This window comes from Archangium violaceum, assembly GCF_016887565.1.
In the GTDB taxonomy this organism is placed as follows: Bacteria; Myxococcota; Myxococcia; order Myxococcales; family Myxococcaceae; genus Archangium; species Archangium violaceum_B.
Genome location: NZ_CP069396.1, coordinates 13,125,882 through 13,140,392 on the forward strand (window position 1 = coordinate 13,125,882; position 14,511 = coordinate 13,140,392).

Below are 14,511 nucleotides of genomic sequence, written 5' to 3' on the forward strand. Positions count from 1 at the left end.
TTTCCGACGTCCAGACGTTGCTCGCTCTATTTCCCTGGCTCTGTGAAGAACCACCAGGCCTGGGTGCTCGGCTGGGGCAGGCTCAGTGGCGCTCCCCTCCCTGCGGCAGTTGTCGCGACGTAGTGTGCCGGTGGGCACGTAGCAGCCGTGGCGACCTTGTCCAACTGTGCTTCCCGACATGCCGGCTACACGGCTGCTCGCCTGTTGGCGCGCGATACGTGCTCCTCCCCGCTTTCCGCGAAGCGCCGTGCGAGCTCGGCCGCGCCCTCCGCGCCACGCATCAACACGTACTCCAGTTCCGCGGGCAGCAGGGCCTTGACGGTGACGAGCCGCACGTCACCGAACGGCGTTGGAAAGTGCCTCGGCAGTGTGCGCGACTCCAAGCCGAGCAGCACGCCCACGCGACCCTCAGTGGTGACAAGGGACGCGGGCATGCCCATCACCCCCACCTCCAGCGCGAGAAGGCCCGTTTGGGCCCCCTCCCGCACGTGCTCGTGGGCCACCACCTCCTTGGAGACTCGCTCCAATAGGTTGTAGGGCCAGCTCCCCTCAATGGCATCGAGAGGAAGCTCCGTCCCCTCAGTCTCCAGGGCGAGCTCCAGACCAAAGCCGACCGAGGGCTCCAGCTTGGTGATGAACGGGTCCGAGAGGCCTTCGGAGACGAGGAGAATACGCCCTGCCTCCCGATGGATGATGGCCCAATCCTGGCGGTGTCCCGGCCATTCATAGCAGATGGCCCTGGGAGCAACGGCCAGTTCGTCCAGCACGCCGAGCGACTTCCACGCTGCCCGTCTGGCGGCCGGTGGGGGCTCCAGAAGCTCACGGCACCGCTGCTTGTAGGCGCGCTCCTCGTCGCTGATTGGGCTGGGTCCGGTGACTTCCGTGAACTTCAGTCCCGTGGCGCCGGTGCGCTCAAGGGCGTCCTTCACATCCTCGGCAACGAGAAGGGCGGCTGGATAGCCCCAGGGCCGGAAGATCCTGGCATCACCCACTTTGGACGGGTCGATCCGCATGCCGTAAACGGACAGATAATATCCAATCTTGTCGGGCAAGTTGTCTTCCGGTTCCCCGTAGCGCACCTCCTCCGAGGCTGCCTCATCAATGCACCTCACCATCCGCGCGACATTGACGAGGAAGTAGGGCTCGGGCCGCGAGTCCACCTCGGCGGGGTAGAGTTGCACGTCGCCAGGAGCCAGTTCGGCGAGGGTGCTGGCGACCCTTTCGGTGACAACGGGGAAATCCCCGGCGTCCGCCAAGGAAAAATCCAGCGGGCTGCCGGGATGGAGGATGGGAACCCGGAGGCGACCATCGAAACGAGTGGGCGCCTCATTCAGGTACAGCCGCGCTCCCACCTTCTTTCCCTGGGCGTCCAGGGTGTCGTGTAGCACCCAACGCTCCGGGCTGCTCATGTCCTCGTTCAGCCTGAAGTACCTCTTCGACATGTCGCTCTCCTAGCCTCACTCGGTCCGGGTAACGAGCTTGTTGAGCCTGGAACCCGCCTCCTGAAGTTCCGTGGCCAGCCGCTTCAATGCCCGGGTGAGGGCCACCCGACACTGCTCCGTGGTCTCGCAGTGCTTGACTGCCTTCCCAAGCCGTTGAAAGACCTCCTGATGGTACTCCTCGGGGTGAGGACCCTTGTGCCCCGGGACTCGGACCTTGTTGGCCAGGTCCTCCATGGACATACCGGCCTTGTCGAAGAACTCCTTGAGTCTTGGAGTCCACGGCCCGCCACGCGCGGAGGACTCGTTGTTCCTCACGGTGCCGATGTGGTGGATGTGGCCCTCGTCGCCCTCCCCCTGATTCTGCATGGCGAGGATGGCACCTGAGCCCGCTGGAAGCGTGAGCGCGAGCCTGCCCTCCACCACCGACACCGAGGTTGCTGCGCACCCTGGAGGCGGACGGACGGCTGGAGGCGGGCGCGGTGTCGGCGGCCACCGTGCGCCGGCTGCTGCGCGAGGCGGGGCATACGCGCCAGGTTCTGCGCGACTCCTCCTAGCCTCGGGGGCGAGGATTATGAAATGGACGCCGGCCACCTGGCCGGCCGCGTGGTGACGCTCTGCCGCTGCCTGGTGGACGCGCAGGTGCCCTCCTCCAAGAGCGCGCTGGTGGGGGAGCCCTGCGCCAGCGCCAGAGCGTGGTGCTCACCGGCGAGTCGGGCGTGGGCAAAACCTGCGTGCTGCGCCATCGGCTCCCGCATAGCGGCTTCCGCCTCACCTACTGCCACAACGCCACCCTGGGCCGACGCGACTTCTACCGCCAGCTGTGCCTGGCGCTGGGCCTCAAGCCTGCACGAGGCGGCCAGTGGCGCCCTGCGCGACATGGACAGGCTGACCACCGCCGCGCTGCGCGAGGCTGCTCGTAAGAAGAAGACGCTGGTGGAGCGCGACACCTTGGCACGTGTCCTCGACACCGACTCCCATGAGGACTGACATGGACGCGCACCTGGAACTCATCCTGTGTGCCCCGGAGCTGGCCGTGCTCTCTCAAGAAGGGTCCGGGGAGTGGACCAGCTTCAGGAGGCGGTGACGAAGGCGGCGAAGGAGTGTGGGCCCGACAAGCTGTCGGAAGCGGAGATGGACGCCATGAAGAAGGCCATGAAGCAGGGCAGGTACTGGCTGGTGCGGTTGTTGGAGCGGGAAGCCCGGGGGCGCTATGTGCAGGAAAAGGTGCGCGATCGATTGAAACATCTCTACGACTTCAGCCTGAGCAAGGGAGTCGACGTGATTGACTCCGCGACGGGCCGCCAGTACGAGATTCTTTCCGGGACGGAGTCGAACCTGGCGCGGCATGGCAGACGCATGGCGACCGAGTTCTTCCGGATGCTCACCTTCTGAAAGGGCAGCGGATGCTCTACAACAAGGTCTTCTACGAGAACCGGGAAATCGAAAACGAGCGACTGGAATTGACCGACAAGGGCTCGCTCTATTTCCTTGGCTCCGGACTGACGCTGCGTAACTGCACGGTCATCGTGAAGGTCTCCGGCAGAAACCTGTTCATCGATGGAGTCCGGTTCATCGACTGCACCTTCGAGGTGAAGCAGGAGTTGAAGAACCATCAACAATGGATACGAGCTTCTCTGAAGAGGTGCCGGTTCAAAGGGCGTCTGTCGGGGTGTGACTTCGGGCACTGGCCCGAGTACGGGAGTGAACCGGAGTATAAGCTCGGCGCCATCGAGGACTGTGATTTCACCGAGGCCAGGCTGGACGGGTGTCGTTTCATGGGCTGTGACCCCAGCACCCTGCGGTTTCCCAGGTGGCCCTGCTTCACCATCCTGGACCCCCTCAGCCGAGCCGCTGAGCTACGCAGCGTCCCGTGGCCCGGGAGTTTCGGTTCCGTCGTCATCGAGTATCTGCACGAACGGCCACGGGCCACCAGGGCCGTGACGTACTACGCCCCCGCCATCGCCAAGCGGCACGAGACCACTCTGGAAGAGCTCGAGGCCGTGGTCGAGAAGTTCGATTGCATCGTGTACTGATGCGGCTGCCGGGATGAGCTGACCCGCGAGACTTCGGCTCCCCCCTCAGAAGAGGATGCAGTCGAACTTCTCGATGACGGCTCGGAGCTCCTCGGGGGTGGTCTCGAAGCGCTCGGCGGCGGAGGGAGCGTAATAGGTCAAGGCCTTGGTAGACGCCGGGTGGGTATGCAGGTTGTCCACGACGATATCGCCAAAGCTCCCCGGCCATTTGACGCTGCGTAGCTCGGGAGCTCGGCCAATGGGGTCCAGGAAGGTGAAGCAGGGCCACTTGGGGAAGCGCAGGGTGTTGATGTCGCAGCCGTGAAACCGACACCCAGCCAGCCGAGCCTCGGAGAAGTCGCAGTTTTCGATGGAGCCGTGCCCCGCCCTCTCCGAGTAGTCAGGCCAGTGCCCGAAGTCGCAGCCTGACAGGCGCCCCTTGAACCGGCACCCCGTCAAGGAGGCGAACACCCACTGCTGGTGGTTCTTCAGTTCCTGCTTCACCTCGAGGGTGCAGTTGATGAAACGCGCGCCATCGAAGAACAGACGCCGGGCGGACACCTTCAGCACCAGGGTGCAGTTCTTCATCGCCAGGTTGGGGCCCAGGAAGTAGTGCGCTTCCTTATCCGTCAACTCCAGCCGCTCGTTTTCGATGTCCTTGTTCTCGAAGAGGACGTTACCGAACCGGTCCATGGCCACCGCCCCTTTCAGAAGGTGAGCATCCGGAAGAGCTCGCCCGCCATGCGTCTGCCATGTCGGGCCAGGTTCGACTCCGTTTAGGTGCCTGCGGAGCAGAGACACGCGCACCGTGTCGTTTCACTCCTCAGCCTCGGTGCCGCTCGGCCACGCGGTAGAGGTAGGTAAGTGAGCAGTCCAGCAGCGACTGTCGCGAGCGCATGTAGTTGCGAGCCCGGACAAAGGGGAGCCAAACGCGGTTGCCCACGAGTACCTGGGCCTCCTCGAGCCTCTGGCGCGGAATCCACCTGCCGCCCAGGTTGCGCACCAACACCTCACCCAGGTACGCGCCAATGGCGGGCACCGCGTGCTCGTCAATGGCTTCCCGCAGGCGGCTCTTCGGGAATTCCTCGCGCCAGAAATAGAAATCAGCATCTGTGAGCGACTCTGGCGTGGCCTCGAAGACGGAGGGCACCTCCGTGTGCAGCAGCGCCACGAGGTGCTCGGCAAGGGTACTGTAATGCTTGCGAGCGCTCTCCATGCCCTCCACGTCCGGAGGCAGGGCGGAGTCGGCGGGGCGCCACTCCTCGGGCTCGGGGGGTTGCCACGCGTTGAGCTCGGCAATCCTCCGCTGGCGAACATGACTGGCGGCGCGGTCCACCACACGCGAGAGGAGCGGAGCCACGTCCGGGTGGAAGCGGGGCTCCACGGGGGCGAGCATGGCGCTTCGCTCATGCAAGGTGCGCAGCACAGCGTCGAAGTCGAGGTCCGGCCGGAGGTGGGCGTGGGCGCGGGCCTGCGCGAGCCGTGCCTCCTTGCTGGCGAAATCCGCCACGGTGGGCCACGTCACCAGGAGGACGGAGCCGTTGGGCAGCGCCTCCACCCGCCAAGCAGGGGTGGACAGCATGCGCTCGCGGCCCACTGTTTCCACCAGCTTGGGGCCGAAGACGTTGAGCCAGAAGACCTCGTAGACTTTGTCGAAGCCGTTCTTCCGAGAAGTCTTCTCGTCGCGTCCGAAGAGGGGAGAGCCCGCCAACTCCATGTCATCAATGCTGTGGGCCATGGCATGCGTGACGGGATAATGGGAGGCCCAGGCGCGCACCATCTCCACGATGTGGTGGCAGCGTTCCGCCTCCGCAAAAAATGAGAGAGGCTTCACGTTGATGAAGATTCCCAGTGTGGGTGGCAGCGGTGGAAACCAGAGACTGAGCGACATGTCCAACGCGGGCCACTTCGTCCGATAAAGTCCGAGCCCTGATGTTCTTTTGCCGCGCTCCTCTTCAAGGGACTTCCAGACGGCGGCGCGGGAGTACTTGCGTCGCCGCTTACCTTCGATGACGTCGGGCATCCACCCGTCGGCGTACTTCTCGAGCATCTGGAGAAAGGGCTCCAGCTGCCCTTCCAGCGCCGCCTGCTGGTCGAAGGCAGTGTCGAAAGTGAGCCAGAGGCGATCCTCCGGTTGCAAATCGTGCACGCTCAGCCGCTTCATTGAAACACCACCTCGACCTCCGGAACCGCTGCCTTGGTTTCGTTCACGGCTCTATTCAACAGGTTCACATTCGTGGGCATGAGTTCGCCCCCCTCGTAGATGAGGCGGACCCTCGAAACCTGCACCTCGCCAGCCTCGCCGAAAAGACGTTGGAGGGAGCCACGGCGGATGTCCAGCCTCTCGCCGTATTTCTGTAGGGCCTCGCTCGCGTCCTCAATCATCTGCACTCTCATGGCATTGCCGTCCAGCCCCGAGAGGTCGCGGCTCTTGAAGCTGAACGTCTCCACGCGCCGTGGCTGCCCGCCAATTCCCCCCTCTTCGATGACGAGCACGTCCGCGTAGCGGAGGCCGGGGCCCGGCTTCCTCACGCCCACGTTCGTCTCGATGCGGGGATTATCGAAGTCCCCGAGGAAGCTGCGCTGGGTCCGAGGCTTCTTCGCGTCAGCCTTCAGCAGCTTCACCATGTCGCGCTCGAAGGCCATCCCCCGGGCAAACCACGCGCGCATCCGCTCATAGGGCTCCCACTTGAGGGGGCCCTCGGTGGCCGTGCCCTCCTCTACCTCTTTCAAGCGCTTCTCGTAGTAGTCGACGTACTCGCGCCAGCGCGGATTGCCACGGGCCTCGGGCGGGGCGGCGTCGATGGAGGGTTGGTGCTGCTTCAGCACCTTCGCGTCCTTGGGTAAGCGCGGGCCCGTGGCCTCGAGCTCCACCGCCGCGAGCTTTGCCTCAACCACCGACGGCGTGTGGCCAACCCCCTCGTCCACCAGCGAGGCCAGGGTGCCCTGGCGCTCCGTGGCGGGGGCCTTCATAGGAGAGGGGCGTGCGGCCTCGTCCGCCGCGGCGGCAGCTTCTCCAGCGCCGGCCCCTTCACCGCCCTTCACGGCTGGGGAGCCCGTGGCTCCGGGGCTGGCCTTGGACATGAGTGGCCGCGCCTTGGCCACATCCCCGCGGGCCTCGTACAGGGCCAGGGCGGCGTCCATTCCCCCTATGGCCAGGAGGCGGCCCGCCTCACGACTGGCCTGTATGTACCGGGCCAGCTCTCGCAGGCCCTCCACGCCCGCGCCCAGCCGTGCTTGCAGCTCCCGCGTCCTCTCCGCGAGGAGACTCACTCGCACCCGCACCGTCTCGAGCCCCCGCTGGAGTCCGGCTCCTCCTCCCCGAGCCTCGTAGAGCGTGCGCACGCCCTTACCACCCACATACAGGGTTGCCAGCAGCGCGACGGGCGTCAGCTCGCGAATGGCCTGCTCGTACTCGCCCTGCGAGAGCGAATACAGCCCATGGCCCGTACCCGCCCCGAGGTAGTAGAAGCCGAGCGGCACGCCAAAGGTGAGGTGGTCCACGCTGCCCAGCACCACGTTGCCCGCCGAGAAGTGTTGCTTCGCCGCCTCTCGTTCCACCTCGTCGAGGTTCTCCTGGTAGGACGGTGGGAGCTGGCCTCGTTGCCGGGTGTAGTGGGTGTACCAGGCATTTTTCTCCTGCTCATGGGTGAGCAGCTCGGTGACAGCGCGGCCTGCCCCCCGCATCAGGTCTCCAGGTTGGAAGTCCCTGTCCGGACGGGCCGAGAGCTTCAGGCTCCGCACGTCCAACTCCGCACGGGCCCTGGGCATCAGCCCCAGCGTGGTGTCCAGCCGCTTGTCCCGGGCCAGCCAGAAGAGAATCTCCCGCAGCTCATCGTCATAGGCCGAGTCGAGGAGGAAGCGGACGAACACTTCGGCATGGGCGACTCCATACTTGTCGGTGGCATGGAGGAGGAACGAGAGACGCTTGCGGTTGAGAATGCCTGCCGCGTCCTCTCGCACGGGTCCCAGCGAGCCAAGTCGCACGGCATCCCAGTCCGTCAGCGACTCCACCAGCCGTGGCATGTCCACGCGCTCCTGGAGCGCGACGTATTCCGCGGGCGAGGTGCACGTGAGGAAGGGGGCGAGGAGTGCTTCGCTGTCGTCGGCGGAGAAGTCGGGCCAGCCTGGGGGCACGGCCTGCCCTCCGCACGAGGGCGACTCCTGAGGGGCTGGCACCGCGCGGGCTACCTCGTACGCGGGCACCTCGCCCGAGCTCGCCAGCGCAGCGTCCGGGCCCAGTCCGCGGGCGCTGCGGCGGCGGTGCAGCCGCTCCTGCTCACCCGGCTCGGCGGAGAGGGCGCGCTCGCCCAGCTCGGTAGACGCAATAGAGGAGGGCGCCTCGAGCGGGGGCGCAGTGGCCGCCGTGTCTCGCAATGTGGAAAGGGTGCGCGGGCCCTCCACGGTGCTGCCGCCCTGTCGCGGCGCCAGCGTCACGCAGCCGGAGGAGAGCAGCACTGCCCCCAGCAGCGCCGCCCACCTCTGCGCCAGGGCTTCAGCGCGCATTGTCCACCCCCAGGCCCAGGGAGGCGAAGGCGCCCGGGTGCAGGGCCCCGTCCGGCTGCGGGTACAGCAGGGTGCCGCCCTCGGCCAGCGCGTACAGCTTGTGGCCGAAGCGCCAGCGCACCTGGCCCGAGTACAGGTGGCGTGCCCCTGGCTGGCCCAGCCCCAACGCCAGCCCACTCAAGGCCACTTCCAGGTTGCGGTTGGCCAACTGCGCCGCGAGGCGCCCGTCCACATCCACCCGTCCCCAGCCAAACACCTCCGCGCCCAGGGAGAGGGACAGGTGGCGTTGCAGCAGCCCTCCCAGCCGCACCCCGTCCCAGGCCACCACCGCCTCGGCGTAGGTGGAAAAGCCCTCTGGGAAAGGCCCCTGTGCCTGCGGCAGCGCGGGGGAGCCCACCGCGTGCAGGCGCCCCAACTCGTAATCCGGGCCGAAGTACCCCTGGCGAAAGCCCCCGTGCTGCCGCCGCACCTCCAGCCGCAGCTTCATGTCCAGGGTGGCGGAGAGGACATCCACCCCCACGCCGGACACCGCCCCCCAGGCGCCACCCACACCCGGGCGGCCTCCCCAGCCGCCCAGCACGTGCAGCTCGAAGCCCGGGCGCACCACCAACACCGCCGTCCCGTCCAGGTGGGCCAGCGTCACCGGAGGAGAAGCACCTCCGGCCCTACCCCAGTCATGCACCGCCGACAGCCCCAGGGTGTAGCGGCCCCGCTGCCGTGGTGGGCCGGTGAAGAGGTGCTGCAAGTCCACCTCGGCCTGGGCGCCCATGAGGCGCGCGCCCAGCACGTCCGAGGCGAAGGCCTCCACGTAGAGGGGGCCGAGGGTGCCGGTGAGGGAGGCGCCAGCCGGGTGGTAGTCCGGGTTGGCGCGGTTGGAGTAGCGGCGCACCAGGTGCCCGGAGAGGAGGCTGTATCCCTCCAGGGCACCCACCCATAGGCCCACAGGGGAAGTGTCCGAGCCCAGCTTGAGGGCATGCATCAACTGCCCCCAGTCCGAGAGGCTGTCCCAGTCCTCCCGGCGCACCAGCCCAGCGCCCAGCTCGCCGCCTGCCAGCCGCAGCCGCACCGGGGCGCCCAGGTTGAGGCCGATCGCTTCGCCGCCGTCCACAACCAGCATGGGCGTCAGTTGGGCATAACCCTCCACTCCGCCCACGCCGCCGCTCGGCAGCAGCGCCAGCCCGGTGGCCTCCAGGCGGGTCAGGTAGCGCCACCCATCTGTTGAGTATGTCGGGGGCGGTGGAGGCATGGCCTCACCGGAGGTGGAGTCGGCCTGTCCTGCCTGGGACAGCAGCACCAGCACCAGCACCAGCAATGTGGAAGTCATCGGCGCCCCCAACAGCGGACCCCGAGACTAGCAGAACTCTTCTGAAATCCGGAGAGACGGGAGATAGCGGGCGAAATACTACTTCGCAGGTCCGAAGCGCCATCTTACTCCTTACAGCATGTTTCGCCCGTTCTTTCGGGCCTTACTGCTCCGCGACTGGGCCGACGCGAGCGCACATCGCGCCAAGCGCGGCGACCGGTCCATCAACACTCTCGACCCAGCGGTGCTCTTGGAGGCTGCCGGAGGGCACCCAGCTTCGTTTGTTGCATACTGGTTCGTCGCGTGCGCACTCCTCGCGCCCGTGCCTCCTCTGGAGACGCTGGCGGCGGAGCTTCCCCTCGACGTTATTGAGGCGACCTGGCCCTACAACCTCCTGGAGCGAGTCTCCAATGGAGGTTGTGGCCCGTGAGTACGTGCGCGAGAGGGCAAAAGCGCGCCTTCTCGCGCTGGAGGCGGTGGGCAACGGCACGCCCGCGGACTCGTTACCAAGGGGGGCCGGGTCGGCGTGTGCTCGGCCTCGAGTCGCGCATGCTGCCAAGGCAGTTTCCCACCTCCTTCTGCGACGTGCGGCTCGTCACCGTAAAGGCCCTGCTGCCTGCGGAGCTGGAATACGTGTCGAGTGCGGCGAGGCGGGCATGGACGCACCGGCGCGGCGCTTCGCGCAGACCGGGGAGGAGCACGTCTCCCGCGCCAAACGGCAGGCGGTGGTGTAGCCGGCACGTCCGGAAGCCCCCTCGGACAGGGGGCACCACGGCGGCCCCGTACCCACGGCCGCACACGGTCGCCGAAGACGGCGCATCCACCAGCGCTGCGGGTAATGCGTGGGCCGGGACTCATGCTATCGCGGGTGTAACCCGCCGCGAGCGGCTGAACGCGCGCGCAGTACAACTCAAGAACCAATAGGGAGTCCGCCGTGGAATCACTCGACCTGACACCGCAGCTCTACTTGGAGATCATCGACAACAGGCCGCAGGTGTGCTGCCCAACGTGCTGAAGGGATGGTGCAAGCTGGCCTCCGCGCAGCCTGACGGCATCCACGCCAAGCTGTTCCGCAATGCGGAGTCGGCGTTGGCCGAAAGCCAGTTGGATGTGGTGCTACATCACGTTCGAACTGCACGAGACGGCAACTACGATGCCAAGAAGCACCTTGCGACCCTGTAGGGGCGCCAGAATGTGGAGCAAGTGTGCTCCGCCAGCGCTGCCGAGCTTCCCGCTATGGTTCGAAGGATTCGCGCGTTCCAGCCGCATCGCCGCATCGAAACGGCGCGACCGGCTAGCGGCATCGAAGACGCATCGGACCTCCCCAAAGAAGCCAAAAAAGTAGACGAGCCACTGATTCGACCCTGCTTTCGTTGATGCCGTCCCCGTTCACCTGTCCATCCCATAAGGAGCTTTTCATGACCATCTACAACACTCCTACGATGAGCCACCTCTGGCGCGCCGCACACGAGGGCGCTGAGATCCCGCCCGGTAGTCTCGCGGAACGTTTGGCGCGGGCATGCGGTGGCGCGAGCGCGGCTATTGACTCCATCGCCGCCGCCATCACCTCCATGGAGAGGCCGCCCGCGACAGTAGCACTTCCGAGTGTGCCGGACGCCTCGGTGCAGGTGCGGCCGAGCTCAATACTCCTAATCCTTCCAGCTACCGCGTCACAGAGAGACCGAGAGGTTGCCGTGGAGGTAGCCGGAGAGTTAGCGCTGACGCCGAGCCCTGGCTCATCCTGGGCCCGTGCACCGGAGAATGAGGGGTGGGTTGTGCGGCGCCTTACCCTCGACAAAGTCGCCTAGAGTGAAGGGCCAAGCCCGGCGTGCACCCGTCCTGCGTCGATGGCTACACGGGACCCATCCGGTCCCCTGCTCCTCGGGACCTCCCGGTGGCCACCGCACTTACCCGTGCGAGGCACTTCCCGGAGATCGGTGGGCGCTCCACCCCTTGAGGCTCGGCATAGCTCGCAGTGGCCGTGCTCATGGTCCCGCCTTCTGGCTCACCGGGAACGTGACGTTCCCGACGGTGACGGTACGGGGCCCCTGTTCTTCCCACAGCTTGAGGGTGCAGGGACAGCTGAGCTGATCCGCTGGCTTCTCAGCGCCCACCACGACAAGGCCAGTCGTGCCGGAATCAACGGCCAACTCCTGCCACACCGAAAGCGCTATCTCCGCGCCCGTCGTGTCCTTCAACACGGCGCCCTCCGCTCTCCAGGACTCGGTGCCAGGGTTGCTGAGTCCAAGCCTTACCGCCAGTCTTCCCTCATGGCTGTAGCTCCGGGCCCTTTCTGTCCAGAGAGCGTTTGCCGGGTGGTGATTCAAGTCCAGCCAGATGTCTTTTGACACAACGGCGCCTCGACGCTCCAACCACGCGGCTCCCATGAGTCCGCCCGGCTCTTTGCGCTCGACCAGAAGCCGCGCCTTGTCCTCCTGACACTGGCGCGCTTCGGCCTGTGCCTCGGTTGCCTCTTTCTTGAGCGCGTCCGCAGGGTGCGGCTGGCGGAATACCTCCACGCGCCTTGCCCCCCTCGCCGCGTGGCCCACCAGCCAGAAGCTCGCACTTGCCGGGGCTGCACCATCCGCGAATCGCACTGTGACCTTTATCCGTTCCCCTGGAAGGTAGTTTTCCTTGGGAATGACAAGGACACTCCGATCCTCCTGGCCCTGGGCCCAATCCGCCAAGCGGCCTTCTGGCTGAAACTCCACTGCTCTCGGCGCCAGGTGGGAGTCAAAGACCAATGTCGTCGGCTCGTCCGGGCTGACGCACACTTCGGGTGCCTGCTCCATGGAGTCCGCCACCAAGTCAATGCGGGGCTTCGCGGCGCAGTGCGGATGGAGGGGGGGCTCGGCGGCCTCTGCCGCGCCAGCGAGGAGAACCAGCGCCAGGAAAGCGCCGGGAGACAGAAGCAGCACGGGAATTCAACCTCCAAAGGCACGGGGTAGCCTCCGGCAACCGGCGTGGCCCCCCTGTTGGATCCAACGGTGCAACGATCGAGCGCACACCGCACCAGCCCTACCGGGCGGCACTCGCCATTACCTGCTCTTTCCGAAGACGGGAAAGCGCGTAGCACTTTTCATGTTGCCCGGCCTGCTTTCAGGTGTGGGGCACTCACCCAGTCCTACGGGGCAAGTCGAGCCATCAGGCCAGGCTCCCGGAGCGTCTCGAGCAATGACCACACAAACGGGGTAGGTCCCACCGCCTGGAATCCGCGCCTGGGTGAAGGTGCCGTAGAAACGGTTCTCCCCAAGCTGCATCGTCCCAGAAAGCAAGGTGCCCCCAGGCAGATCGCCAATTCCAAATCCTGACACCACGACGTTGGCAGGGCCTTCATGCACGGTTGCCCTCTCCGTGTTCCTCCCCTCATACCCTTGCAGCACGACGTCTCCGCTATGCCCGCCAATGTCAAACCGGGCGTGCGTCTCGCGCCAACCCGCCGGGCATTCGACAGGCTCGGGAGTGGGACGCACCTGGGCACCAGAGCAGCCCGTGAGAATGATGGTGCAGACACCGGCCGCCGTGCATACCTTCTGGGGAATGGGAATACAGCGCCGGGCCTTGTTCGGCGACTGGGGCGTGAGCTTCTCTTCGGGCTTCGGGCGGGAATCTTTCTTTCGAGACATGGCGGTAGGAAGAGGCGCGGGGGGTTGGGCCCTGTCGGGCGCCGCGTCTGATTCAGATTCGGCAAGGTTTCCCGGTCGCGCCACTTCACGGAAAGATATGGCCTGAGTCGTCACCTCCCCCTGGGCGGATGCGTCAGGTGGGGAGGTGGTCCCGTCCGCCACGGAGGCGGGCGTGGCATCCGGCTCGGGCCCCGACGCGCTCAGCGAACCCACCACCAGCGCCACCGCCACCGTGAGCCCCACCACCAGCGCCAGGGAAAGCCGCTCGACCCTTTCCACCCGCAAGGGGCGTACGTCCTGGTCCCGCCCTGGCCCTGCTCCGTCAGCCACCGCCGGCACGGCGGGCGCCTCCGGGCACTGCGTTCCCTCGGCTGTTTTTGTCTCTCGCGAGGCGTTCGTTTCCGCCGGCACGGCGGGCGCGGGGGGAATGGCCACGGTTGGCTCCGCGGGTGGTGCGGCTGTCTCTTCCCGCGCCGGCGGCTCTTCCTCCGGCCACCAGCCGCGCCGGGGCTCGTGGGCCATCCACTGCTGTTCCTCCTCCGGTTTCCCGTCGGACTCCCCGCTCGCCTCCGGGGGCTCCATCAACGGCACGTCCCAGCTCGCGTCCCCCTCGGCCTCGGCCAGCACCGCTTCCAGTGCCGCGCACAGCTCGTCATCCCCCTTGAAGCGCTCGCGCGGGTCCTTCGCCAGCATGCGCATACACAGCCGGCTCGCCGCCTCGGGGACGCGCGGGTTCAGGTCGTGGGGCGCCCTGGGCGTATTCTGCGATATCCGGTCGTGCAGCCCCTGCTCCATCCGGTCGCCGAAGGGCATTTCATCCGTCAGCAGCCAGTACAGCAGCACCCCCATCGCCCACAACTCGTCGGAGAGCGTGTATGTGTATGTGATTTCTTCTGTCTCGCCCCTCAGGAATTTGATCATCTCGGGGCTGCGATACTCGGGTGTCCCGGGCGGCACACGGCCCGGCTTCGTCTCCGTGGGCACTCCCTTCATCGCCCCGAATCCGAAATCGATCACCACCGGCTCGCCGTCGTCGGCGCGGATCATGATGTTCGTTTCCTTCAGGTCCCGGTGCAGCACTTCGAGCCGGTGCACCTCCCGCATGGCTCGCGCGACCTTCAGGAACGTGTGCACCCCCACCCGGGCCGTGGGGTTGATGCTCTGCGCCCACTGGTCCATCGTCAGCCCGGGGACGTAGTCCATGACGATGTAGGGGTAGCCCAGGTCCGGGTGGGGCCACCTCTCGCACGCGCGAAAGCCCACCACGTTCGGCAGCTGCAGGCGGAGCATCAGCGTGATCTCCCGCCGGTTCCAGCCCGTCAGCTCCAGGTCCGCCAGGAACTTGATGGCGAAGAGTCGCTCGCCCCGCTCGGCCTTGTACACATGGCCCGAGCCTCCCTCTCCCAGCTTCTGGGTGATGATGTAGTCGCCTACCCGGGCGCCGATTCTTGGAAGGTGGATGACCAGGGTCGTGGACCTCCGTCCGGACGTCCGCGCGACCCTAGCAGAACCCGACTTTCGCGGTAGTGTCTCCGGGGTGGCCGGCATGTCTCCTCTTCCATCTCTCGACCCGACCTCTCCCGTGTCCTCCGAGGGCTTCCCCGACACCGGCCACCGGCAGG

At 66.4% G+C, this 14,511-nt stretch carries 10 protein-coding genes and 2 pseudogenes; 4 read left to right on the forward strand and 8 right to left on the reverse strand.

What is annotated here, in order from left to right; all coding sequences use genetic code 11:
• Nucleotides 1-185: 185 nt before the first annotated feature.
• Together JRI60_RS52425 and JRI60_RS52430 are read right to left on the reverse strand one after the other, a co-directional pair.
• Nucleotides 186-1,442, reverse strand: a complete 1,257-nt coding sequence (locus JRI60_RS52425; RefSeq protein ID WP_204223678.1) for an imm11 family protein — start codon at nucleotides 1,440-1,442, stop codon at nucleotides 186-188.
• A 15-nt stretch (nucleotides 1,443-1,457) separates the two neighbouring features.
• Nucleotides 1,458-1,883: pseudogene (locus JRI60_RS52430) on the reverse strand (AHH domain-containing protein); the annotation flags it as partial.
• 290 nt (nucleotides 1,884-2,173) lie between these two features.
• Here JRI60_RS52430 and JRI60_RS55315 point away from each other — a divergent pair.
• The 3 genes and pseudogenes from JRI60_RS55315 (at nucleotide 2,174) to JRI60_RS52445 (ending at nucleotide 3,475) form a co-directional block, all read left to right on the forward strand.
• Nucleotides 2,174-2,362, forward strand: a complete 189-nt coding sequence (locus JRI60_RS55315) for a hypothetical protein (RefSeq protein ID WP_239470933.1) — start codon at nucleotides 2,174-2,176, stop codon at nucleotides 2,360-2,362.
• Between the two features lie 142 nt (nucleotides 2,363-2,504).
• Nucleotides 2,505-2,834 (forward strand): annotated as a pseudogene (locus JRI60_RS52440) (hypothetical protein); the annotation flags it as partial.
• An 11-nt stretch (nucleotides 2,835-2,845) separates the two neighbouring features.
• The gene (locus JRI60_RS52445; protein WP_204223681.1) at nucleotides 2,846-3,475 is read left to right on the forward strand and encodes a pentapeptide repeat-containing protein; all 630 of its coding nucleotides are present in this window, start codon (nucleotides 2,846-2,848) and stop codon (nucleotides 3,473-3,475) included.
• A 45-nt stretch (nucleotides 3,476-3,520) separates the two neighbouring features.
• On the opposite strand, the gene JRI60_RS52450 is transcribed toward JRI60_RS52445, so the two are convergent.
• The 4 genes from JRI60_RS52450 to JRI60_RS52465 form a co-directional block, all read right to left on the reverse strand.
• Nucleotides 3,521-4,147, reverse strand: a complete 627-nt coding sequence (locus JRI60_RS52450) for a pentapeptide repeat-containing protein (RefSeq protein WP_204223682.1) — start codon at nucleotides 4,145-4,147, stop codon at nucleotides 3,521-3,523.
• 130 nt (nucleotides 4,148-4,277) lie between these two features.
• On the reverse strand, nucleotides 4,278-5,618 hold the full coding sequence (locus JRI60_RS52455) for a hypothetical protein (RefSeq protein WP_204223683.1): 1,341 nt from the start codon (nucleotides 5,616-5,618) through the stop codon (nucleotides 4,278-4,280).
• Nucleotides 5,615-7,960, reverse strand: coding sequence for a hypothetical protein (locus tag JRI60_RS52460; RefSeq protein ID WP_239470245.1), 2,346 nt, complete (start codon nucleotides 7,958-7,960; stop codon nucleotides 5,615-5,617). The genes JRI60_RS52455 and JRI60_RS52460 overlap by 4 nt, the downstream gene beginning before the upstream one ends.
• Entirely contained in the window at nucleotides 7,950-9,284 is a 1,335-nt protein-coding gene (locus tag JRI60_RS52465) for a hypothetical protein (protein ID WP_430384362.1), read from the reverse strand. Before JRI60_RS52465 ends, JRI60_RS52460 begins: the two co-directional genes overlap by 11 nt.
• 975 nt (nucleotides 9,285-10,259) lie before the next feature.
• Here JRI60_RS52465 and JRI60_RS52470 point away from each other — a divergent pair.
• Nucleotides 10,260-10,445: a hypothetical protein gene (locus JRI60_RS52470; RefSeq protein WP_204223684.1), complete on the forward strand. Its 186-nt coding sequence runs from the start codon at nucleotides 10,260-10,262 to the stop codon at nucleotides 10,443-10,445.
• 803 nt (nucleotides 10,446-11,248) lie between these two features.
• Here the strand turns inward: JRI60_RS52470 and JRI60_RS52475 are convergent.
• Both JRI60_RS52475 and JRI60_RS52480 read right to left on the reverse strand, forming a co-directional pair.
• Entirely contained in the window at nucleotides 11,249-12,181 is a 933-nt protein-coding gene (locus JRI60_RS52475; protein ID WP_204223685.1) for a DUF2381 family protein, read from the reverse strand.
• 120 nt (nucleotides 12,182-12,301) lie between these two features.
• A complete protein-coding gene (locus tag JRI60_RS52480; RefSeq protein WP_204223686.1) occupies nucleotides 12,302-14,272 on the reverse strand; it encodes a serine/threonine protein kinase in 1,971 nt (656 codons plus the stop codon).
• Nucleotides 14,273-14,511 lie beyond the last annotated feature (239 nt).